The 21763-nt window shown below is 65.3% G+C and carries 20 protein-coding genes; 14 read left to right on the plus strand and 6 right to left on the minus strand.

The features are described 5' to 3' along the window. Positions 1-73: 73 nt before the first annotated feature. Together B7G52_RS02900 and B7G52_RS02905 are read left to right on the plus strand one after the other, a co-directional pair. Entirely contained in the window at positions 74-952 is an 879-nt protein-coding gene (locus B7G52_RS02900) for an amidohydrolase family protein (protein WP_096696158.1), read from the plus strand. Beyond that, positions 949-2796: an AMP-binding protein gene (locus B7G52_RS02905; protein WP_240523296.1), complete on the plus strand. Its 1848-nt coding sequence runs from the start codon at positions 949-951 to the stop codon at positions 2794-2796. Before B7G52_RS02900 ends, B7G52_RS02905 begins: the two co-directional genes overlap by 4 nt. 4 nt (positions 2797-2800) lie before the next feature. Here the strand turns inward: B7G52_RS02905 and B7G52_RS02910 are convergent, their stop codons facing one another. The 5 genes from B7G52_RS02910 to B7G52_RS02930 all read right to left on the minus strand — a co-directional run bounded on the left by B7G52_RS02910 (position 2801) and on the right by B7G52_RS02930 (position 7784). Next, positions 2801-3430 carry a 2-hydroxychromene-2-carboxylate isomerase gene (locus B7G52_RS02910; RefSeq protein ID WP_096696160.1) on the minus strand — a complete coding sequence of 210 codons (630 nt, stop codon included), beginning with the start codon at positions 3428-3430 and terminating at the stop codon, positions 2801-2803. A gap of 29 nt (positions 3431-3459) precedes the next feature. Further along, a complete protein-coding gene (locus B7G52_RS02915) occupies positions 3460-4500 on the minus strand; it encodes a Gfo/Idh/MocA family protein (protein WP_096696162.1) in 1041 nt (346 codons plus the stop codon). Continuing rightward, positions 4493-5479 (minus strand): tripartite tricarboxylate transporter substrate binding protein, encoded by a 987-nt coding sequence (locus B7G52_RS02920; RefSeq protein WP_096696164.1) that lies wholly within the window; start codon positions 5477-5479, stop codon positions 4493-4495. Before B7G52_RS02920 ends, B7G52_RS02915 begins: the two co-directional genes overlap by 8 nt. Positions 5480-5533: 54 nt before the next feature. Next, on the minus strand, positions 5534-6892 hold the full coding sequence (gene gudD / locus B7G52_RS02925) for a glucarate dehydratase (RefSeq protein ID WP_096696166.1): 1359 nt from the start codon (positions 6890-6892) through the stop codon (positions 5534-5536). 118 nt (positions 6893-7010) lie between these two features. After that, positions 7011-7784, minus strand: a complete 774-nt coding sequence (locus B7G52_RS02930; protein WP_096696168.1) for a FadR/GntR family transcriptional regulator — start codon at positions 7782-7784, stop codon at positions 7011-7013. Positions 7785-7972: 188 nt separating this feature from the next. Here B7G52_RS02930 and B7G52_RS02935 point away from each other — a divergent pair, with 188 nt between their 5' ends. From B7G52_RS02935 to B7G52_RS02975, 9 genes are all read left to right on the plus strand, one after another. Continuing rightward, on the plus strand, positions 7973-8782 hold the full coding sequence (locus B7G52_RS02935; protein ID WP_096696170.1) for an NAD(P)-dependent oxidoreductase: 810 nt from the start codon (positions 7973-7975) through the stop codon (positions 8780-8782). A gap of 4 nt (positions 8783-8786) precedes the next feature. Beyond that, complete coding sequence (locus B7G52_RS02940) at positions 8787-9698, plus strand: SMP-30/gluconolactonase/LRE family protein (RefSeq protein WP_096696171.1); 912 nt, start codon at positions 8787-8789, stop codon at positions 9696-9698. A gap of 22 nt (positions 9699-9720) precedes the next feature. Beyond that, positions 9721-10704, plus strand: coding sequence for a TRAP transporter substrate-binding protein (locus B7G52_RS02945; protein WP_096696172.1), 984 nt, complete (start codon positions 9721-9723; stop codon positions 10702-10704). 170 nt (positions 10705-10874) lie between these two features. Continuing rightward, the gene (locus tag B7G52_RS02950; RefSeq protein ID WP_096696173.1) at positions 10875-11405 is read left to right on the plus strand and encodes a TRAP transporter small permease; all 531 of its coding nucleotides are present in this window, start codon (positions 10875-10877) and stop codon (positions 11403-11405) included. 2 nt (positions 11406-11407) lie between these two features. Continuing rightward, entirely contained in the window at positions 11408-12691 is a 1284-nt protein-coding gene (locus B7G52_RS02955) for a TRAP transporter large permease (protein ID WP_096696174.1), read from the plus strand. Between the two features lie 10 nt (positions 12692-12701). Continuing rightward, entirely contained in the window at positions 12702-14285 is a 1584-nt protein-coding gene (gene garD / locus B7G52_RS02960) for a galactarate dehydratase (protein ID WP_096696175.1), read from the plus strand. A 44-nt stretch (positions 14286-14329) separates the two neighbouring features. Beyond that, positions 14330-15112, plus strand: a complete 783-nt coding sequence (gene garL, locus B7G52_RS02965; RefSeq protein WP_096696176.1) for a 2-dehydro-3-deoxyglucarate aldolase — start codon at positions 14330-14332, stop codon at positions 15110-15112. A 230-nt stretch (positions 15113-15342) separates the two neighbouring features. Next, complete coding sequence (glxR, locus tag B7G52_RS02970; protein ID WP_096696177.1) at positions 15343-16230, plus strand: 2-hydroxy-3-oxopropionate reductase; 888 nt, start codon at positions 15343-15345, stop codon at positions 16228-16230. A gap of 54 nt (positions 16231-16284) precedes the next feature. Beyond that, positions 16285-17259, plus strand: coding sequence for a tripartite tricarboxylate transporter substrate binding protein (locus B7G52_RS02975; RefSeq protein WP_096696178.1), 975 nt, complete (start codon positions 16285-16287; stop codon positions 17257-17259). Between the two features lie 87 nt (positions 17260-17346). Here B7G52_RS02975 and B7G52_RS02980 read toward each other — a convergent pair whose 3' ends face one another. Continuing rightward, positions 17347-18252 (minus strand): LysR family transcriptional regulator, encoded by a 906-nt coding sequence (locus B7G52_RS02980; RefSeq protein ID WP_096696179.1) that lies wholly within the window; start codon positions 18250-18252, stop codon positions 17347-17349. A 131-nt stretch (positions 18253-18383) separates the two neighbouring features. Here B7G52_RS02980 and B7G52_RS02985 point away from each other — a divergent pair, with 131 nt between their 5' ends. From B7G52_RS02985 to B7G52_RS02995, 3 genes are read left to right on the plus strand one after another with little or no spacing between them, the layout of a single operon-like run. Continuing rightward, complete coding sequence (locus B7G52_RS02985) at positions 18384-19370, plus strand: hydroxymethylglutaryl-CoA lyase (RefSeq protein WP_371328988.1); 987 nt, start codon at positions 18384-18386, stop codon at positions 19368-19370. Positions 19371-19410: 40 nt separating this feature from the next. After that, positions 19411-20616 (plus strand): CaiB/BaiF CoA-transferase family protein, encoded by a 1206-nt coding sequence (locus tag B7G52_RS02990; RefSeq protein WP_096696181.1) that lies wholly within the window; start codon positions 19411-19413, stop codon positions 20614-20616. 47 nt (positions 20617-20663) lie between these two features. Continuing rightward, positions 20664-21668 (plus strand): tripartite tricarboxylate transporter substrate binding protein, encoded by a 1005-nt coding sequence (locus B7G52_RS02995; protein WP_096696182.1) that lies wholly within the window; start codon positions 20664-20666, stop codon positions 21666-21668. Positions 21669-21763: the final 95 nt, after the last annotated feature.

Genomic DNA, 21763 nt, shown 5'->3' on the forward strand with positions numbered 1-21763 from the left:
TTGACTTTGCGTCCTCATTTCTCAGTGTTAACCCGCATGAGATATGCGGCAAGTCGAACCACCAGGAGACAGCATGGACTACGAGAACCTCATTGCGATTGACATTCACACCCATGCCGAGGTCAGCTGCTGGAACCCGTTCGACAACTACGGCGAGGAATACGATCGCGCCGCCGACAAGTACTTCAAGAACAGCCGCCGGCCGACGATAGAGGAGACCGTGGCCTACTACCGCGAGCGCAAGATCGGGCTGATCATGTTCACGGTGGACGCCGAGACGCAGATGGGCCGGCGCCGCATCCCCAACGAGGAAATCGCCGAAGCCGCACAGAAGAACAGCGACATGATGATGGCGTTTGCCAGCATTGACCCGCACAAGGGAAAAATGGGCGCCCGCGAGGCGCGCCGGCTGATCGAGGAGTACGGCATCAAGGGCTTCAAGTTCCACCCCACGGTGCAGGGCTACCACCCTTACGACAGGATGGCCTGGCCGATTTACGAGGTCATCAACGAGTACAAGATGCCGGCCATCTTCCACACCGGGCACAGCGGCATCGGCAGCGGCATGCGTTGCGGCGGCGGGCTGCGGCTCGAATACTCCAACCCGATGCACCTCGACGACGTGGCGATCGATTTCCCGGACATGCAGATCGTCATGGCGCATCCGAGCTTCCCTTGGCAGGACGAGGCGCTCAGCGTGGCGACCCACAAGCCCAACGTCTGGATCGACCTGTCGGGCTGGAGCCCGAAATATTTCCCGAAGCAGCTGGTGCAATACGCCAACACCCTGCTCAAGGACCGCATCCTGTTCGGCAGCGACTACCCGCTCATCACGCCGGACCGCTGGATGAAGGATTTTGAAGACGCCGGTTTCAAGCCGGAAGTGATGCCCGGTATCCTGAAGGGCAACGCCATGCGGCTGCTGGGCCTGGGGCAAGCTGCCTCCGCATGACCATGACCACGACCGCCTTCCGGGGGCTGGCCGACATTGAGGCGCTGGAGCGCATGCCCTACGAGCAGGCGATCCCGGCGCGCACCACCTACGGTCTGATTGCCCATGCGGCGCAGCGTTTTGCCGGCCGTGATGCGTTTCGCTACCTGCCCAGCGGCGACCTGCAGCAGCCGGCCGTGACCGTGAGTTACGCCGAGCTACTGGCGCAGATCCACCGGGCGGCCAACCTGTTCCGCTTGCTGGGTGTCGGGCCTGACGATGCGGTGGCCATTCTGGCGCCGAATATTCCCGAGACGCAGTTCGCGCTCTGGGGCGCACAACTGGCGGGCAAGGCCTGCCCGATCAACTACCTGCTGCAGCCCGAGCACATTGCGGCCCTGCTCGAAGCGTCCGGCGCCAAGGTCATTGTTGCGCTCGGCCCCAATGACGAGCTCCCGCTCTGGCCCCTGGTCGAAAAAGTGCTGGCGATCCGGCGCTTGCCGGTGCTGCAGATTCGCGTCGGTGACCACGCGGCGCCCGGCGTGCCGCTGTTCCAGGACCGGCTGGCGCAGTCCGGCGACATGCTGGCGTTTGACCCACAACTCACGCCGGAGCGCATCGCCGCCTGCTTCCATACCGGCGGCACGACCGGCTCCCCCAAACTTGCGCAGCACACGCACGGCAACGAGGCGCACACCGGCTGGTTTGCCCATCAGTTTTACGGCTTCGACGAACACACGGTGGAGCTCAATGGGTTTCCGCTGTTCCATGTCGCCGGGGCTTTTGTGTATGGCCTGTCCATGCTTGCCATCGGCGCGACCCAGGTCCTGCCCACACTCAGCGGCATGCGCAACCCCGCGTTCACCACCAACTACTGGAAGTTCTGCGAGCGCGAACGCGTGACCGCGCTGGCCTGCGTGCCCACCATTCTCGCGACGCTGGCCAACCTGCCGGTGGATGCAGACATCTCGTCAATCCAGGTTGCCTATACCGGCGGCTCGCCGCTACCCACGGAACTGGCGGCGCAGTTCGAGCGCAAGCCGGGAATTGCGGTGCGCAACATCCTGGGCATGACCGAGTGCGCGGGCCTGGTGTCCATCGAGCCGTTGGCGGCGCCGCGTGTGCCCGGCTCGACCGGCCTGCGCCTGCCCTACACCGAGGTGCGTGCCGTGCCCTGGCGCGACGGCGTGGCGCAACTGGGCGAGACCTGTGCGGCCGGTGAAACCGGCGTCATCGTTTTGCGCGGCCCGCATGTGAGCCCGGGCTACACCGAGGCTGCGCGCAACACCGGCATGTTCGAGGGCCCGTGGCTGGTCTCCGGTGATCTCGGCCACATCGATGCCCAGGGCTACATCCACCTGACCGGCCGTGCCAAGGACGTGATCATCCGCGGCTCGCACAACATCGACCCCGGCCTGGTTGAAGACGCTTTCCTGGCGCACCCCGCGGTGGCATTGTGCGCCGTGGTCAGCGAGCCCGACGCCTATGCCGGCGAGTTGCCCGTGGCCTTTGTCACGCTCAGGCCCGGCATGCACTGCGACCCGGCCACGCTGCTGGCCGAGGTGGTGCCCCATGTGTACGAGCGGCCTGCGGCGCCCAAACGCGTGACCATCATCGACATGATGCCGGTGACGGCGATCGGCAAGATCTACAAGCCGGCGCTGCGCCTGCGTGCCATCGAGGTCAAGCTGGCCGAAATGCTGGCGGACATCGACGGCGCCACCGTGCGGGGCGAGGAGCGCGGCGGCAGCCTGTCCGCCGTGGTGGCCATGGCATCGGCGCGTGATGAGGCGCTGGAGCGCCGGCTGCGCGAGCGCCTGGCCGCGATTGCGGTTCCTGTGGAATTTGTTTTTTCTGGAGCTTGAGCCCTTACCAGCCGCCGCTGTCCAGCCACTGGTCCACCAGCCCCAGGTTTTCCACACCCCAGAAGGGCTCGCCGTCCACCACCACGGTGGGCGAGCCGAAAATGCCGGCTTTCAGCGAGGCTTCGACGGCGCTGCGCAGCCGCTGCCTGGCTTCCTCGCTCTCGATGCCTTCGCGCAAGCCCTGCGCCTCCAGGCCCGCGGGCAGGCGGATGGCCGCGACCGCCTCCGCGGTGGACAGATCCCGGCCTTCTGCCCAGTAGGTGTGGTAGATCGCGTGGGCCAGCGGCGCGGCGAGGGCGGGCTGGTGCTGCTTGACCCAGTAAAAGGCGCGGCCCGCAGCGCGCGGGTCCATCACCGGGGCGTCCAGATCACGTTTCACCTCCAAACCGTGGCGGCGCATGTAGCGCCTGGCGTCGCGGCGGATGTAGTCGCCCTTGAGCGGCGTGTCGAGCAAGGGCTTGAGCCCCATCACCTTCAGCACCGAGACGCCCAGCAGCATGGCGTGCCATTCAACGGTGCGCCCGTGCTGCGCCGCCAGCGCGTCGATGCGCAGCGACGCGAAGTAGCCGAAGGGCGAGATGAAGTCGAAGTAGAAGTGCAGCGGTGCGGACGTGGGGGAGGGCGAGGGGTTCATGGCCCCAAGCGTAGCCGAAACACCCGCTGTCAGGCCGTGAGGGACACGGTGGCGGCGCTGCTGGAGGACGCCATCAGGGCCGCCATCAGCCGGTGCACCTGCAGGGCCGAGCGCCCGCTGACGGCCGGTTCCGCCTGGGTCCGGATGGCTGCCACAAAATCCTGCAGCACGGCGCGGTGGGCCTGGTGGTCGAAGGCCATCATGTTCGCGCCGGAACCCGACGCCTGTGGCCGGCCGGCATGGAATGTCTGGCCGTCCAGCCGTTCGGCGTGAAACTCCCCGGCTTCGAGCGTGGCCGAACCCCCGGTGAAATTCAGTGCAATCCGTTCAGGGAATCCCGGGTAGGCCGCGGTGGTCGCGTCTATGCTGCCGATGGCGCCGTTCGGGTAGTGCAGCACGGCGGCCACGGTGTCTTCACATTCCATGCGGTGCAAAGCGCTGGTGCTGGCCATGGCGCTCACTTTGTCCGGCATGCCGGTCAGGTACAGCAGCAAGTCCAGCGTGTGGATGGCCTGTGTCATCAGCACGCCGCCGCCGTCGCGTGCCAGCGTGCCGCGGCCGGGTTCGTCGTAGTAACTCTGCGGTCGCCACCAGCGCACGCTGGCCGACGCGCTGACCAGGCTTCCCAGCGTGCCGCTGGCAACCAGTTGCGCCAGCGCGCGGGCGGCCTCGCGCATCCTGTGCTGCAGCATCACGGCCAGTTTCACGCCTTCGCGCTCGCACACCTCCACCAGCTGCTGCGCCTTGTCCAGGCTGGCTTCCAGCGGTTTTTCCACCAGCACATGTTTGCCGGCGCCCGCCACACGCTGCACGATGTCCAGGTGGGTGTTGGGTGGTGTCAGCACCAGCACCGCCTGCACCGTCGGGTCTTCCAGCAGGTCTTCCAGGCGCGTGCTGGTGCGGGTGCCCGCAGGAAGGTCCAAGGCGGCCAGGCGCCCCGCGTCGCGGCCTATGACCCAGGCCAGCTCCAGCTCGGCCTGCAGGTCCTGCAGGCTGCGGAAGTGCGGCGCGCAGGCCTGACCGGCGCCGACCACTGCCACCCGCATTCTGGATGCGCCGCGCTTACTCAAGCTTGATGCCGGCGGCCTTGATGACTTGCGCCCATTTTTCGACTTCGGCCTTCTGGAAAGCGGCCACCTGATCGGGCGTCATGCTGGAAGGCTGCATGCCCAGGCTTTTGAGCCGGTCCTGCATTTCAGGGGTCTGCAGGATCTTCATGATCTCCGCGTGCAGCCGGTCGATGATGGGCTTGGGCACACCGGCCGGTACAAAAATGCCCTGCCAGGACACCACCTCGAAGCCGGGCACGCCCGACTCGGCAATGGTCGGCACGTTGGGCAGCGACTCTAGGCGTTTGGCCGAACTCACGGCAATGGCGCGTACCTTGCCGCTCTGGATGTGCGGGCCGGCCACCACCGTGGTGTCAAACATCATGTCGACCTGGCCGCCGATCACGTCCTGGATGGCCGGGCCGCTGCCCTTGTACGGCACATGGACGAACTGCGTGCCCGACTTGAAGCCCAGCAGTTCCAGCGTCATGTGCTGCGAGGTGCCGTTGCCGGCCGATGCCGAGGAGATGGTTTTCGGCTTGGCCTTGGCCGCGTTGAGCACGTCCTGCAAGGTCTTGTAGGGACTGTCCGCCTTGACGATCAGCACCACCGGGTTCGAGCCGATCAGCACCACCGGTGAAAAGGACTTGATCGGGTCGTAGCCGAGCTTGGGGTACAGGCTCACGTTGATGGCGTGCGAGCTGATGGTGCCGCCCAGCATGGTGTAGCCGTCGGCCGGTGCGCGCGCGGCCACTTCCGACCCGACACTGCCACCGGCACCACCCTTGTTCTCGATCACGATGGTCGTGCCCAGCGCCGCACCCAGCTTCTGGCCGATCAGCCGCCCGAGGATGTCGGTCGTGCCACCGGCCGGGAAGGGCACGATGTAGCTGATCGGCTTGGACGGCCATTTGTCCTGGGCCCAGGCTGCGGCGGAGCCGAGAAGAGGCAGAAGTGCGGCCGAGGCCAGCGCGGTTTGAAGCAATGAGCGGCGTTTCATGGTGTGTCTCCTTCTTGTGGTGATGAAAATCAGGTGCGGGATACAGGGGGGAAACTACCGGACCATGCAGGGCATCTTGGGGTTGAAGGTCCAGTTGTGCACCAGGTACTGCATGGCGATGGCGTCGTCGCGCGCGCCCAGGCCGTGCTGCAGGTACAGCTGGTGGGCTTTTTCAACCTCTGCCATGTCGAGCGCCACGCCCAAGCCGGGGACTTTGGGAACAGCCACGCTGCCGTCCACGATCTGCAAAGGCTGTTTCGTCAGGCGCTGGCCGTCCTGCCAGATCCAGTGGGTGTCGATCGCGGTGACCTGGCCCGGTGCCGCCGCCGCCACGTGGGTGAACATGGCCAGCGACACGTCGAAATGGTTGTTCGAATGCGAGCCCCAGGTCAGGCCCCACGTCTGGCACATCTGCGCCACCCGCACCGAACCCTGCATGGTCCAGAAGTGCGGGTCGGCCAGCGGAATGTCGACCGCCTGCAACGTGACGGCGTGTGCAAGTTCGCGCCAGTCGGTCGCCACCATGTTGGTCGCCGTTTTCAAGCCGGTGGCGCGGCGAAACTCCGCCATCACCTCGCGGCCCGAGAAAACACCTTCTGCGCCGCAGGGGTCTTCGGCATAAGCGAGTTCCCGGTGCCGGTCGCGGCACAAACGCACGGCGTCCTTCAGCAGCCAGCCACCGTTCGGGTCCAGCGTGATGCGCGCCTGCGGGAAACGCTCCGACAGCGCGATGATGGCCTCGATTTCTTCCTCGCCGCGCAGCACGCCACCCTTGAGTTTGAAGTCCTTGAAGCCATAACGCTGGTGCGCCGCTTCGGCCAGCCGGACCACGGCCCGGGCATCCATGGCGGGCTCATGGCGCAGCCGCAGCCAGTCGTCGTCCGCGTCCGGCTCGCTCCGGTAGGCCAGCTTGGTTTGCCGGCGGTCGGCAATGTAGAACAGGTAACCCAGCATGGCGACGGAATCGCGTTGCTGGCCTTCGCCCAGCAGGGCGGCGACCGGCACACCGAGAAACTGACCGAGCAGGTCAAGCAGGGCGCTTTCCACGGCGGTCACGGCGTGGATGGCAACGCGCAGGTCAAAGGTCTGGTTGCCGCGGCCACCGCTGTCGCGCCCGGCAAATTGTGTGCGCAGGCTGTTCAGGACCTGGTTCCAGTGGCCCAGGGACTGGCCTTCGACCAGTGCACGGGCGTCCTCCAGCGTGCTGCGGATTTTTTCGCCGCCCGGCACTTCGCCAACGCCGGTGCGGCCCGAGCTGTCGGTCAGCAGCAGCAGGTTGCGCGTGAAAAAAGGGCCGTGCGCGCCGCTCAGGTTAAGCAGCATGCTGTCATGGCCGGCGACCGGAATGACTTGCAGGCGGGTGATGTGCGGCGTTTGCGAAGCTGCCGGGGCGGGAGAACGGGCGTCAGGCATAAGGCAGGAAATAGGACAATAACCGGTTTAAAGATCAGTCATCGTACAACATGAGAAAATTTATGCGCTCGGGGAATTCCCTGATTCTGCCCAAGCCGGCGTGCCGGCCCAGCGCGGCTCAGCTGGCTGCAGGCGGGTTTGCGGGCTCGAAGGCCTGGCCCCTGCGCAGCCGCTCCCGGCTGTTGGAGAGGTGGGTGCGCATGGCGGCCCGGGCGGCTTCTGCATCCTGGCTGCGAATGGCGTTGTAAATGCTTTCATGTTCACCGTTGACGCGCTGCAAATAACTCAGCCGGCCTTCGGGTGCGCTCTGCGGCGTGTTCACGCGGGTGCGCGGAATGATCATGGTACCCAGGTAGGTCATGAGGTCCGCAAAGTGGCGGTTGCCAGTGGCTCGGGCCACCTCCATGTGGAACTGGAAGTCGGGCGGAACGGCGTCGGAGTCGGCGTGGATCGAGTCCTGGAAAGCCCGCAGGGCCGTGGCCATGGCCTCGAGGTTTTCCGTGGTTCTCCTCTGGGCGGCGAGGCCGGCGGCTTCGGTTTCCAGGCTGATGCGCAGCTCCAGCACCGAAATGACATCGGCCACCGTGGCGAAGTCGGCTGCGGCAATCTTGAAGTTGCCGGCGTCGCGGTTCTCGATCACAAAGGTGCCGATGCCGTGGCGCGTCTCCACCAGGCCGGAGGCCTGCAGTTTCGAAATCGACTCGCGCACCACCGTCCGGCTCACATCGAAGCGGGCCATGATTTCGGCCTCGGTGGGCAGCTTGTCGCCGGGCTGGAGCTGCCCCGCGCGGATGCTGGCCGCCAGGCTTTCAACAATTTCCGTGACCAGGCCGCGAGGGCGGCGCACACGCGGTGCGTCGTCAAGAGGGGTGGCCGTTACGTTCGATTCCATCGGGTTTGCTCGGGTAGGGGTTTGCCTTGATCGGACCAGAAAACACTTGACAGGGGATGCTGCCTCATTAAAAATTCTTTGTCATCAGACAACGTATAACTGATATCTTATTGAATTGAAGCTACTTTAGCAAACCTGATGCAAAAGTCCAGCGTTTGCCACCCACCTATTTTCAACCAGAGACAAGCATGACCATCCGGGCCCACCAAAAACTGCTGCTGACCGGCGCCGCCGGTGGCCTGGGGCAGGCCTTGCGTGAGCGCCTGAAAGCCAACTGCAGCGTGCTGCGCCTGTCGGACCGGGTCGCCTTCGGCGTGGCCGGGGCGGGCGAAGAGGTGGTGCTGGCCGATCTGGCCGACGCCGCGGCCGTCGACGCCATGGTCCAGGGCGTGCAGGCCATCGTGCACCTGGGCGGCGTGTCGGTCGAAGGGCCGTTCGGCCCCATCCTGCAGGCCAACATCCTGGGCCTCTACAACCTGTATGAAGCGGCGCGCAAACACGGCGTCCAGCGCGTGGTGTTTGCCAGCTCCAACCACGTCACCGGTTTTTACCGCCAGAGCGAAACCATCAACGCCGATGCGCCCGCCCGCCCGGACGGCCTGTACGGCGTCAGCAAGGCTTTTGGCGAAGACCTGTCGAGGTTTTACTTTGACCGCTACGGCATTGAAACGGCCTGTGTGCGCATCGGCTCCTCCTTTCCCGAGCCGAAAGACCGGCGCATGCTGGCGACCTGGCTGAGTTTTGACGACCTGCACCGCCTGGTCACCGCCTGCCTGACCACACCGGTGCTGGGCCACAGCATTGTGTTCGGCATGTCCGACAACGCCGTCACCTGGTGGGACAACAGCCGCGCGCGCCACATCGGTTATGCGCCGCAGGACAGCTCGGACATCTTCCGCGAGGCGGTGTACGCCCGCACCCCGGCGCCCGACCTCAACGACCCGGCGGTGCAGTTCCAGGGCGGCGGTTTTGTCAAAGCCGGCCCGTTTGCCGATTGATGCCATGAGCACCGGCGCCGAACTCCTGGTGGACTGCCGCAATGCAACCGGCGAGAGCCCGGTCTGGCATGTGGCTGCACAGGCGCTGTACTGGGTGGACATCCCGGCGCGCCAGCTCTGCCGCTGGCAGGCCGCGACAGGCCAGGTCACGACCTGGCTGGCGCCCGAAATGCTGGCCTGCATCGCCTCCTGCGGCCCCGACACGCATTGGGTGGCGGGCCTGGAAACCGGGGTGTTCGAATTGCGCCTGCATGAAGACAGCCGGCTCGAGGCCAAACGCCTGGCCGAGGTCCGGCACGAGCAGGACGGCATGCGTTTCAACGATGGCCGCTGCGACCGGCAGGGCCGCTTTGTGGCCGGCACCATGATGCGCGATATGTCGCTTGGCGCGCGTACCGGCTGCGTCTACAGCTATGAAAAAGAGAGCGGCCTGACAAAGCGCCTGAGCGGCTTCATCACGCCCAACGGCCTGGCTTTCAGTCCCGATGGCCGCACCATGTACCTCTCGGACTCCCATCCCTCGGTGCAGATGATCTGGGCCTTCGACTACGACACGGCCACGGGCACGCCCTCGCGGCGCCGGCCTTTTGTCGACATGAACCACTTGCCGGGCCGGCCCGACGGCGCCGCTGTCGATGAAGACGGCTGCTACTGGATCTGCGGCAACGATGCCGGGCTGATTCACCGCTTCACACCCGAAGGCAAGCTGGACCGCTCGCTCGCCGTGCCCGTCAAGAAGCCCGCCATGTGCGCCTTCGGCGGCGCCGGGCTGGACACCCTGTTTGTCACATCGATACGCCCCCACGGCGTTGACCTGTCCGACCAGCCGCTGGCCGGCGGCCTGTTCGCCCTGCGCCCCGGTGTGCGGGGCCTGGCCGAGCCGCTGTTTTCCCCTGTTCCCTTTCGTCATTCATAAGCATTCCTACAAGGAGACAACCATGACTTTCCGCAGACAACTGCTCGCCTCGGCGGCCCTGGCCGCTGCCACTTTCGCCTTGCCGCTGGCCGCGCAAGCGCAAACCGTCCTCAAGGCCGCGGACGTGCACCCGGCCGGCTACCCGACGGTGGTCGCTACCGAAAACCTGGGCAAGAAGCTTGAAGCGGCCACCAAGGGCAAGTTCAGGATGCAGATGTACCCCGGCAGCGTGCTGGGCGACGAAAAAACCATGATCGAGCAGACCCAGATCGGCGCCATCAACATCCTGCGCACCTCGCTGGGCCCTGTCGGTGCCGTGGTGCCGGACGTCAATGTCTTCAACATGCCTTTTGTGTTCCGCAACGAAGCCCACATGCGCGCCGTGATCGACGGCCCCATCGGCCAGGAAATCCTCGACAAGGTGTCCAACGGCCCGACACGCATGGTTGCGCTGGCCTGGATGGACGGCGGCTCGCGCCACCTGTACACCAAGAAGCCGGTCAAGACCCCGGCCGACCTCAAGGGCGTGAAAGTCCGCATGATGGGCAACCCGCTGTTTGTCGACACCATGAACGCCATGGGCGGCAACGGCATTTCCATGGGCTATGGCGAGGTCTTCAGTGCCCTGCAGACCGGCGTGATCGACGGTGCCGAGAACAACCCGCCCAGCCTGTTCACCTCCAACCACTACACCACCGGCACCAAGTACTACGCCCAGACCAACCACCTGATCATTCCCGAAATGCTGGTGATGTCCAGGGTGACCTGGGACAAGCTGAGCAAGGACGAGCAGGCGCTGGTCAAGAAGTTCGGCCGCGAAGCGCAATTCGAGCAGCGCGCGTTGTGGGACAAGAGTGTCGCCGACTACACGGCCAAGCTCAAGGCCGCCGGCGTGCAGTTCACCGAGGTGGAGCAGAAGCTGTTTTTTGACGCCACCGCACCGGTGCGTGCCAAGTACGGCGCCCCGTACGCGGACCTGATGAAGCGTATCGCCGACGTCAAGTAAGCAGCCGCAAGCAACAAGCAACAAGCAAAAAACAGAAAGAGCGAAGTAGGAGGCAGGACGCGGCGCGAGCCGGTGTGCTGCGTCCCCCGGCGCTGCCGCGGCAGCGTCATGAACAAGGCGCGCAGGCCGGCTCACCCGAGGGGCGACCTGCGGGCATGAAAAAAACAGACATGATCAACACCCTTCAACGCGCCATCGACGGGCTGTACCTGGCCTGCATCTGGGTCGCCGGCCTGTCCATCGTGGCCATGAGCCTCATCATTCCGGTCGGCGTGTTTGCCCGCTATGTGCTCGGTTACGGCGCGCAGTGGCCCGAGCCGATTGCCATCTTGCTGATGGTGGTCTTCACCTTCGTCGGTGCGGCCGCCGGTTACCGCGCCGGCGCCCACATTGCCGTCGGCATGCTCACCGACCGCCTGCCGCCGCCGCTGCAGAAGGTTTTTTCGGTGGTGGTTGACCTGCTGATGATCATCGCCAGCCTCTTCATGATCATCTGGGGCTTCAAACTCTCGATGGAAACCATGAGCCAGTCCCTGGCGGCGATCCCGTCGATTCCGGTGGGCCTGACCTACGCACCGCTGCCGCTCGGCGGCCTGTGCACGCTGGTTTTTGTGCTCGAGAAGCTGTTTCTCGGCCCCCAGCACGGGCGTGCCGTGGTGCGCTTCGACCACCAGGTGGATGACGCCACGGCGGAGGCCTGATCATGGACGCACTCGTTTTACTCGGAAGCTTCATGGTGCTGATCCTGATCGGCATGCCGGTCGCCTATTCGCTGGGCCTGGCGGCCCTGATCGGCGCGGTGTGGATAGAACTGCCGCTGGACGCGGTCATGATCCAGATCGCCAGCGGCGTCAACAAGTTCTCGCTGCTGGCCATTCCGTTCTTCGTGCTGGCCGGCGCCATCATGGCCGAGGGCGGCATGTCGCGCCGCCTGGTGGCGTTTGCCAGCGTGCTGGTGGGGTTTGTGCGCGGTGGGCTGTCGCTGGTCAACATCCTCGCGTCCACCTTTTTCGGCGCGATCTCCGGCTCGTCAGTCGCCGACACGGCGTCCATCGGCTCGGTGATGATTCCCGAGATGGTCAAGAAGGGGTATCCGCGCGATTTCTCGACCGCGCTGACGGTCAGCGGCTCCATCCAGGCGACGCTGATTCCGCCCAGTCACAACGCGGTCATTTATTCCATGGCCGCCGGCGGCTCCATCTCCGTGGCCGCGCTGTTCATGGCCGGCGTGTTGCCCGGCCTGCTGCTGGGCCTGACGCTGGCCATCTACTGCCTCTACATCGCGCGCAAGCGCAATTTCCCCAAGGGGCATGCCATTCCGCTGAAGCAGGCGCTGCGCATCTGCGCCGACGCCCTGTGGGGCCTGATGACCATGGTCATCATCCTGGGCGGCATTTTGTCGGGTGTGTTCACGGCCACCGAGTCGGCCTCGATCGCGGTGCTCTGGGCGTTTTTCGTGACCATGTTCATCTACCGTGACTACAAGTGGAACGACCTGCCCAAGCTGCTGCACCGCACGGTCAAGACCGTGTCCATCGTGATGATCCTGATCGGCTTTGCCGCGGCCTTCGGCTACATCATGACCTTGATGCAGATTCCGCTCAAGGTCACCGCCTTGCTGACCTCGATGACCGACAACCGTTACCTGATCCTGCTGGCGATCAACTTCATGCTGCTGGTGCTGGGCACGCTGATGGACATGGCGGCGCTGATCCTGATCCTCACGCCCATCCTGCTGCCGGTGGTGATGGCCGTGGGCGTGGACCCGGTGCATTTCGGCATGATCATGATCGTGAACCTCGGCATCGGGCTGATCACGCCGCCGGTGGGCACCGTGCTGTTTGTCGGCAGCGCCGTGGGCAAGCTGCCCATCGAAAAAGTCGTGCGTGCGCTGATGCCGTTTTTTGCGCTGCTGGTGGTGGTGCTGGGCATCGTGACCTATGTGCCCGCGCTGTCGTTGTGGCTGCCGCGCCTGGTGGGCGTCTGAGGTGAGCGACATGGTTGCCCCCGGCGCGCCCCTCTACATCCGCATGCACGCGGACGACAACGTGGCCATCGTCGCCAACGACGGCGGCCTGGGCCCGGGCGCCACGTTTGCCGACGGCCTGGTGTTGCGTGAAAAGGTGCCGCAAGGGCACAAGGTGGCGTTGGTCGATCTGCCGCAGGGCAGTGCGGTGTTGCGTTACAAGGTGCCCATCGGCTTTGCGCTCAATGACATTCCCGCCGGCAGCTGGGTGCATGAGCGCCTGCTCGAGATGCCGGCCGCGCGCGGACTCGAAGGCTTGCCGATGGCGACCGTCAAGCCGCCGGCACTGGCGCCGCTGGAAGGCTACACCTTCGAGGGTTACCGCAATGCCGATGGTTCGGTCGGCACCCGCAACATCCTCGCCATCACCACCACCGTGCAGTGTGTGGCCGGCGTGGTGGACTTCGCGGTCAAACGCATCAAGGCCGAGCTGCTGCCGAAATTCCCCCACGTCGATGACGTGGTGGGCCTCGAACACACTTACGGCTGCGGTGTCGCCATCGACGCACCCGACGCCATCATCCCGATACGCACCTTGCGCAACATCAGCCTGAACCCCAACTTCGGCGGCGAGGTGATGGTGGTGAGCCTGGGCTGCGAGAAACTGCAGCCCGAGCGCCTGCTGCCGCCCGGCAGCATCCAGATCGTCGACGAGCGCAGCGTGGCCGATGTCGGCGTCAATGCCGAGGCACCGCTGGACGTGGTCTGCCTGCAGTCCGAGAACCATGTGGGCTTCATGTCCATGATCGATTCCATCATGCAGGCCGCGGTGCTGCACCTGGAAAAGCTCAATGCGCGCCGCCGCGAGACCGTGCCCGCCAGCGAACTGGTGGTCGGTGTGCAGTGCGGCGGCAGCGACGCGTTTTCCGGCGTCACCGCGAATCCGGCGGTCGGCTTTTGCACCGACCTGCTGGTGCGCGCCGGCGCTTCCGTGATGTTTTCCGAAACCACCGAGGTGCGCGACGGCATCGACCAGCTGACCTCGCGCGCCAGCACACCGGAAGTCGCTGAAGCGATGATCCGCGAGATGGCCTGGTACGACGCCTACCTGCAAAAAGGCATGGTTGATCGCAGTGCCAACACCACGCCCGGCAACAAAAAGGGCGGCCTGTCCAACATTGTCGAAAAAGCCATGGGCTCCATCGTCAAGTCGGGCAGTGCATCCATCAGCGGCGTGCTCGCGCCCGGTGAAAAGCTCAAACAAAAGGGTTTGATCTACGCCGCCACGCCGGCCAGCGACTTCATCTGCGGCACGCTGCAGCTGGCCGCCGGCATGAATTTGCATGTGTTCACCACCGGCCGCGGCACGCCTTATGGCCTGGCCGAGTGCCCGGTCATCAAGGTCGCCACGCGCAGCGACCTGGCCAGGCGCTGGCACGACCTGATGGACGTCAACGCCGGCCGCATTGCCGACGGGCAGGCCCGCATCGAAGACGTCGGCTGGGAGCTGTTCCACCTGATGCTCGACGTCGCCAGCGGCCGCAAGAAAACCTGGGCCGAGCACTGGAAGCTGCACAACGCGCTGGTGCTGTTCAACCCGGCGCCCGTGACCTGATTCTCATACCCCTGTACCCCAACTCCTTCAAAATCCAACTCCTCATGACCCAAGTTGTTCCCTATCAGTCCTTTCCCAACAGCTTCAAGCGCGACCTGCGGGCCGGCAAGAAGCTGATCGGCTGCTGGTCCTCGCTGTCCAACGCCATCACCACCGAGGTGCTGGGCGTGGCCGGTTTCGACTGGATCCTGCTCGACGGCGAACATTCGCCCAACGATGTCGCCACCTTCATCCCGCAGCTGATGGCGCTGAAAGACAGCGCCAGTGCACCCGTGGTGCGGCCGTCCTCCAACAACGAGGTCGAGATCAAGCGCCTGCTCGACGCCGGCTTCTACAACTTCCTCGTGCCCTTTGTCGAAAGTGTGGACGAGGCGAAACGCGCCGTGTCCGCCACCCGTTACCCGCCCCAGGGCATACGCGGCGTGTCGGTGTCCCAGCGCAGCAACCGCTACGGCACGGTGCCCGACTACTTCAAGTCGATCAACGAGCACATCTGCGTGATGGTGCAGATCGAAAGCCGGGCCGGCGTGGCGGCGGCGCGCGACATTGCGGCGCTCGACGGCGTTGACTGCATTTTTGTCGGCCCGTCAGATCTGGCCGCCGGCCTGGGCCACCTGGGCAATGCCGGCCACCCCGAGGTGCAGGCCGCCATTGCCGCGGTGTTTGCCGATGCGAAAGCCTGCGGCAAACCCACGGGCATCCTCGCGCCGGTGGATGCCGATGCACGCCGCTACATGGCCATGGGCGCCACCTTTGTGGCTGTCGGCAGCGACCTGGGCGTGTTCCGCTCGGCCACGCAGGTCCTGCGTGACAAGTACCTCGACTAGGTTTGCCTGTCATCCCTAACGTGATCCGAAGTCATGCTGTACGACCCACAGAGCGTGTATGCGGACATGGATTGCGGGTCGAGGCCCGCAATGACAGCCAATGGGATGCAGTGCAAAGTGCTTGTCCCGCAAAGGTGTCATCCCGGACTCGATCCGGGATCCATGCCTCCGCCATCTGAACCGTGGCTCATGGGTCGCAGATTTTTTTAACGAACAAAGGAGTATTCGAAATGAGCAAGCTGGGTTTTATCGGTCTGGGCATCATGGGTGCGCCCATGGCCGCACATCTGGTCAAGGCCGGCCACGAGGTCTTCCTGGCCACCCGCAGCAAGGTGCCCGCCGACCTGCTGACCGGCCAGGCCGTGGCCTGCGCCTCGGCACAGGAAGTCGCCGAGAAGGCCGACATCATTTTCATGATGCTGCCCGATACGCCGGATGTGCAGAAGGTGCTGTTCGGCGACAAGGGCGTTGCGGCCGGTCTGTCCAAAGGCAAAACCGTGGTCGACATGAGCTCGATCTCGCCGATGGATACCAAGGAGTTCGCAGCGAAGATCAACACGCTCGGCTGCGACTACCTCGACGCGCCGGTCTCCGGCGGCGAGGTCGGTGCCAAGGCCGCCAGCCTGACCATCATGGTCGGTGGCCCCGATGCCGCGTTTGAACGCGTCAAGCCGCTGTTCGAACTGATGGGCAAAAACATCACGCTGGTTGGCGGTAACGGCGACGGCCAGACCTGCAAGGTCGCCAACCAGATCATCGTGGCGCTCAACATTGCCGCCGTCGGCGAAGCCCTGCTGTTTGCCAGCAAGGCCGGTGCCGACCCGGCCAAGGTGCGCCAGGCGCTGATGGGTGGTTTTGCCTCTTCGCGCATTCTGGAAGTGCATGGCGAACGAATGATCAAGCGCACCTTCAACCCGGGTTTTCGCATCGGCCTGCACCAGAAAGACCTGGGCCTGGCCCTTAGCGGTGCGCGCACCCTCGGTGTGGCGCTGCCGCAAACCGCCGGTGCCGCCCAGCTCATGCAGGTCTGCAGCGCCAACGGCATGCAGGACCTCGACCATTCGGCCCTGGTGCGCGCACTGGAGCTGATGGCCAACCACGAAGTCGCCAAGGCATAAGGCCACGGCATACGCACCGGGCAGTTTTCAACAAGATTTTTCAGGAGACAAGACATGACCATCAATCGCCGCAAGGTTCTTGCATCGTCCGTGGCCCTGGGCCTGGCCGCTTCCGGCGTCCAGGCGCAAACCCAGGCCTGGCCTGCCAAGCCGATCCGCATCATCGTGCCTTACCCGCCGGGCGGCTCGTCCGACATCATTGCCCGCGCCATCAGCCAGCCGCTGTCCGAGGCGCTCAAGCAGCCGGTGATTGTGGAAAACAAGCCGGGCGCCAATGGCAACCTCGGCGCCGACTTCGTCGCCAAGTCGGCCCCCGATGGTTACACCCTGCTGCTGTGCGACACCGGTGCGCTGGCGATCAGTCCGTCGGTGTACACCCGGCTTCAGTTTGACCCAAGCAAGGACTTGCGCGGCGTGACCATGCTGGCCTATTCGCCGCACCTGCTGGTGGTGCACCCGTCGGTGCCTGCCAACAATCTGAAAGAACTGGTGGCGCTGTCGCAAAAGACGCAGCTCAACTTCGCCGTCACCGCCATGGGCAGTGCGCCGCACCTGGCCGGTGTCGCGGTCGAGCGAGCCAGCAATGCGAAGTGGCAGTACATCCCCTACAAGGGCGGCTCCCAGGCCATCACCGACACGGTAGGCGGCCAGACCCAGGTGTTGATGAACGGCATGCTGGCCACGTTGCCTTTTGTGCAGAACGGCCAGCTAAAGATACTCGGCGTGTCCAAGGCCACACGCATGCCGCTGATCGGCAACGTGCCGACGCTGCAGGAGCAGGGCATCACCGGTTTCGAGTCCGGCACCTGGCAGGGCATTCTGGTGGCGAAGAACACGCCGGCGGCCATCGTGACGCGGCTCAACACCGAACTGATCAAGGTCATCCGCAGCCCCGAGATCCGCGCCCGGCTCAGCGGGCAGGGCGCCGAGGTGGTGACCATGGCCTCCGCCGAGCAGGACCAGTTCTTCAACCAGGAGCGCAAGCGCTGGGCCGCGGTGGTGGCGCAGGCCGGCATCAAGCTGGATTGAAGATAAGCTATTGATTTGATAGCTGCTGGCGCAGGTACTTATTGGGCTACAGGCCAAATTGGCTTGTAATCAGCGCGCAGTGCCCCATCAGGCGCGCTGGCCCAGCACCGCCAGGTGCTCGGCCAGCAGCTGGGCCGAAGGCGACAGCGCCGCGGCATCGCGGTAACAGATGATGAAGCGGCGCTGCGCCCAGGGCTCGGCCATGGGCACCATGGTCAGGCCGTAGGCGTCGGCGTAGATCTCGGCCACCTCGCGCGGCACCAGGCTGATCGCCAAGCCGGCGCGCACCACGCGCAGCGCGGCTTCGAAGTTGGCGACGATCACCCGCTGCGTCACGCTGCGCCCCAGCCGGGCCGCGGCGCGCTGCAGCATCACCTGCACCGCGCTGGCCACCGGCATGCTCACGTGTTCGTAGTCGAGCGTGTCCTCGAAGCGCAGGCTTTGGCGTTTGGCCAGCGGATGCTGTTTGGGTACCACCATGCACAGGTGGTCGCTGCGGTAGGGGCGTGACTGCAGCGGCCCCAGGTCCACCGCGTCCCAGCAGATGCCCAGCGAGGCGGTGCCGTCGCGCACGCCGCGCACCACCTCCGGGCTCACCCGTTCTTCCATGTCGACCTGGATGTTGGCGTGCGCCGGCAGTTGCAGGAAGGAAGCCACGTCGTCGGCCAGCGACTCGGCCATGGCCGAGGCCGAGGCCAGGATGCGCACCTGTCCGCGCACGCCGGCCGCGTAGGCCTCCATGTCTCGTTCGATGCGCGCCGCGCTAGCCAGCATGGCGCGTGCATGTTCCAGCAGGGTCTGTCCGGCGGCGGTGGGTTCCACGCCATGGCGCTTGCGCGTGAGGATGGGCGTGCCCACGGTCTGCTCCAGTTGCGCCAGCCGCTTGCTGATAGCCGAGCCGACGATGCTGGCCTTTTCGCCGGCGCGCGCAATGTTGCCGGTCTCGCAGACCGAGACAAACAGCCGCAGGGTGGTGAGGTCCAGGTCGCGCAAAGTGGTTGTCCTTGGAGATTCTTGATATTCCTGATTGGAAGTTTATGCGTTCCAAAATAGCAAAGAAATTTCTTCTGGGAAATTTTAAACTGTCGGCAGCACCCCAGAACAGGCACAACAGGAGACAAACCTTGGCTGCACCCACTTTCACGCGAGCCGCCTTGCCGCGCCACGCCATCATTCGCGAGATGGGCCTGCGCGACGGCCTGCAAAGCATTGCGCAGGTGATGCCCACCGCGCAAAAACTCGAATGGCTGCGCGGCGCGTACGACGCCGGCCAGCGCGAGATCGAGGTCGGCTCCTTTGTGCCCGCGCGCCTGCTGCCGCAACTGGCCGACACCGCTGAGCTGGTGGCCTTTGCCAAAACCCTGCCGGGCCTCGCCGTGTCGGTGCTGGTGCCCAACTTCAAGGGCGCGGAGCGTGCCATCGAGGGCAATGCCGACCTGATGCTGGTGCCGCTCTCGGCCAGCCATGCCCACAGCCTGGCCAACCTGCGCAAGACACCCGACGAGGTTGTGGCCGAGATCGCCCGCATACGCGCGGCGCGCGACGCGGCCGGTTCGTCCACCCTGATCGAGGTCGGCATCAGCACCGCTTTTGGCTGCACCTTGCAGGGCAGGGTGGAGCCCGCCGAGGTGCTGCGCCTCGTCAAGGCCGTGCTCGACACCGGCGTGGACCGCGTGAGCCTGGCCGACACCGTGGGGTATGCCGACCCGGCCATGGTGCAGAAACTGTTTGCGCTCACGCTGCCTGTCGCCGGCGACAAACTCAATTGCGGCCACTTCCACGACACACGCGGCCTGGGCCTGGCCAACGTGTATGCCGCGCTGCAGATGGGCGTGACACGTTTCGACGCCTGCCTGGGCGGCATAGGCGGTTGCCCGCATGCGCCCGGCGCCAGCGGCAACGTCGCCACCGAAGACCTGGCCTACCTGCTGGCCAGCATGGGCATCAGCACCGGGCAGGACTTCGACCAACTGATCGCATTGCGCAAAAAACTCGCCGGCTGGCTCAGTGGCGAGACCCTGCACGGCACCTTGTGGCGCGCCGGCCTGCCCAAAACCATGAAGTCCGACGCCGCCGCGGTTCCTGTGGCCTCTGTGGCCGCACTGGCCTGAACCACCGTTTTTAACCCGAGCTAACCCAACCGGAATCCCGATGACAAGCACTGACAGCAACGCACCGCAACCCCTCACCGGCCTGCGCGTCATCGAGTTCACCCACATGGTCATGGGCCCGACCTGCGGCATGGTGCTGGCCGACATGGGCGCCGAGGTCATCAAGATCGAACCGATTGACGGCGACCGCACGCGCCGCCTGCTGGGCGCGGGCTCGGGCTTTTTTCCCATGTTCAACCGCAACAAGAAAAGCATGGGCATCGACCTGCACAGCGAGGCCGGCGCGGCGCTGGCGCGCAAGCTCTGCGCCACGGCCGACGTGGTGGCCGAGAACTTCAAGCCCGGCACCATGGCCAAGTACGGCCTGGACTATGCCGCGCTGAGCCAGGTCAACCCGCGCGTGATCTACGTGAGCCACAAGGGGTTTCTGCCCGGCCCCTACGACCACCGCACCGCGCTCGACGAGGTGGTGCAGATGATGGGCGGCCTGGCCTACATGACGGGCCGGCCCGGCGACCCGCTGCGCGCCGGCACCAGCGTCAACGACATCATGGGCGGGCTGTTCGGCGCCATCGGCGCGTTGGGCGCGCTGATCCAGCGTGGCATCACCGGCAATGGCATGGAGGTGCAGTCGGCGCTGTACGAGAACAATGTGTTTCTCATGGGCCAGCACATGCTGCAGTTCGCCATGACCGGCAAACACCCGGCGCCCATGCCCGCGCGCGACAACCCCTGGGCCGTCTACGACGTGTTCACGGTGAAGGACGGCGAGCAGATCTTCCTGGCCGCGGTCAGCGACGCGCAGTGGCTGACCTTTTGCGACGTGCTCGGTTTCCCCGACCTGAAAGCCGAGCCCGAACTCGCCACCAACAACCTGCGCGTGGCCCTGCGCCCGCGCCTGCTCAAGACCATTGCCGAACGCATTGCCGGGCGCAGCGCGGCCGAGCTGTCGGCCATCATGGAAAAGGCCGGCCTGCCGTTTGCGCCTATCCGCCGGCCCGAAGACCTGCTGGACGACGAACACCTGCTGGCCACTGGCGGCCTGGCCGACGTGCGCCTGCCCGACGGCCCGAAAGCCGGCGAGAGTGTCAAGACCACGCTGTTTCCCATCACCATGGGTGGCCAGCGCCTGGGCGTACGCCTGCACCCGCCGCGCCTGGGCGAACACACGCGCGAGCTGCTGGAAGGCCTGGGACTGGGCGCCAGCGAGATCGATGCGTTGAGGGCGCAGGCTGTGGTGGCCTGAACCGTCGTTGAAGAGTGAGTGAATTGCAAAACCAAAGAAGGAGACAAATGATGAAAACCGTAGAACAACACATGCTGTCACGCCGCCATGCCCTGGCCGCCCTGGGCGGCCTCGGCCTGGGTGCCGCCGGCCTGTCGCTGGGCGGTGCAGCGCATGCGCAGAGCGACAAGGCGGTGCGCTTCATCCTGCCCATCAGCGCTGGCTCGGGGGTGGACACCATCGTCCGCGCCTCCAGCGCGGCGCTGTCCAAAGCGCTGGGCCAGACGGTGGTGATCGAGAACCAGCCCGGCGCCGGCGGCCTGGTGGGCACTTCGGCCATGATCAAGTCGCCGCCCGACGGCCAGACGCTGAGCGTGGTCTCCAACAACCACGTGATCTACCCCAGCGTGCTCAAGTCCGTGCCTTTCGACCCGGTCAACGACATCACGCCGATTGCGGTGCTGGGCGCGACACCCATGGTGCTGGTGGTCAACTCGAAGCTGCCGGTCAAAGACCTCAGGGAATTCATTGCCCTGCTCAAGGCCAACCCCGGCAAGTACAACTACGCCTCGTCGGGCAACGGCACCATCCTGCACCTGGCGGCCGAGATCTTCAAGGACCTGACGCGCACCTTTTCCACCCACATTCCCTACCGCGGCTTCGGCCCGATGATGCAGGACATCGTCGGCGGCCAGGTCGACTGGGGCGTGGGCGCGCTGCCTGCGGTGGCGGGCCAGGTGAAGGCGGGCAACCTGCGCGCCCTGTGCATCGCTTCGCTGGCGCGCAGCCCGGCCGCGCCCGACATTCCGACCTCGGCCGAAGCGGGCCTGCCCTTCTACGTGGTGGAGGGCTGGTTCGCCGCCGTGGGCCCCAAGGGCATGAGCGCCGAGAACGTCAGCCGCATCCACGCTGCCTTCTCCACGGCTTTCGCCACGCCCGAGGTCAAGGAGGCCATGGCCAAACAGGGCAACATCATCAAGGTAGCTACGCCCGAAGCCTCGAAAGAGTTCTTTGCCAGCGAACTCAAGCGATACGCCCGCGTCGTCAAAAGTGCCGGGGTGGTGCCGCAGTAAGCCGCATGGGAGCGTTTCGGCGCTCCTGATTTGATAGCTGCTTGCGCGCACAGGTATTTGGCTGGAGGCCGATTTTGGGTTGTAAAAAGTAAGCG

The organism is Polaromonas sp. AER18D-145 (genome assembly GCF_002379095.1).
GTDB lineage: Bacteria > Pseudomonadota > Gammaproteobacteria > Burkholderiales > Burkholderiaceae_C > Polaromonas.

Excerpts from the sequence above, each read along its gene's own strand:
- B7G52_RS02900 (WP_096696158.1), top strand. The coding sequence starts at position 74 with ATGGACTACGAGAACCTCATTGCGATTGACATTCACACCCATGCCGAG.
- B7G52_RS02905 (WP_240523296.1), top strand. The coding sequence starts at position 949 with ATGACCATGACCACGACCGCCTTCCGGGGGCTGGCCGACATTGAGGCG.
- B7G52_RS02910 (WP_096696160.1), bottom strand. The coding sequence starts at position 3,430 with ATGAACCCCTCGCCCTCCCCCACGTCCGCACCGCTGCACTTCTACTTC.
- B7G52_RS02920 (WP_096696164.1), bottom strand. The coding sequence starts at position 5,479 with ATGAAACGCCGCTCATTGCTTCAAACCGCGCTGGCCTCGGCCGCACTT.
- gudD (WP_096696166.1), bottom strand. The coding sequence starts at position 6,892 with ATGCCTGACGCCCGTTCTCCCGCCCCGGCAGCTTCGCAAACGCCGCAC.
- B7G52_RS02930 (WP_096696168.1), bottom strand. The coding sequence starts at position 7,784 with ATGGAATCGAACGTAACGGCCACCCCTCTTGACGACGCACCGCGTGTG.
- B7G52_RS02935 (WP_096696170.1), top strand. The coding sequence starts at position 7,973 with ATGACCATCCGGGCCCACCAAAAACTGCTGCTGACCGGCGCCGCCGGT.
- B7G52_RS02940 (WP_096696171.1), top strand. The coding sequence starts at position 8,787 with ATGAGCACCGGCGCCGAACTCCTGGTGGACTGCCGCAATGCAACCGGC.
- B7G52_RS02945 (WP_096696172.1), top strand. The coding sequence starts at position 9,721 with ATGACTTTCCGCAGACAACTGCTCGCCTCGGCGGCCCTGGCCGCTGCC.
- B7G52_RS02950 (WP_096696173.1), top strand. The coding sequence starts at position 10,875 with ATGATCAACACCCTTCAACGCGCCATCGACGGGCTGTACCTGGCCTGC.
- B7G52_RS02955 (WP_096696174.1), top strand. The coding sequence starts at position 11,408 with ATGGACGCACTCGTTTTACTCGGAAGCTTCATGGTGCTGATCCTGATC.
- garD (WP_096696175.1), top strand. The coding sequence starts at position 12,702 with ATGGTTGCCCCCGGCGCGCCCCTCTACATCCGCATGCACGCGGACGAC.
- garL (WP_096696176.1), top strand. The coding sequence starts at position 14,330 with ATGACCCAAGTTGTTCCCTATCAGTCCTTTCCCAACAGCTTCAAGCGC.
- glxR (WP_096696177.1), top strand. The coding sequence starts at position 15,343 with ATGAGCAAGCTGGGTTTTATCGGTCTGGGCATCATGGGTGCGCCCATG.
- B7G52_RS02975 (WP_096696178.1), top strand. The coding sequence starts at position 16,285 with ATGACCATCAATCGCCGCAAGGTTCTTGCATCGTCCGTGGCCCTGGGC.
- B7G52_RS02990 (WP_096696181.1), top strand. The coding sequence starts at position 19,411 with ATGACAAGCACTGACAGCAACGCACCGCAACCCCTCACCGGCCTGCGC.
- B7G52_RS02995 (WP_096696182.1), top strand. The coding sequence starts at position 20,664 with ATGATGAAAACCGTAGAACAACACATGCTGTCACGCCGCCATGCCCTG.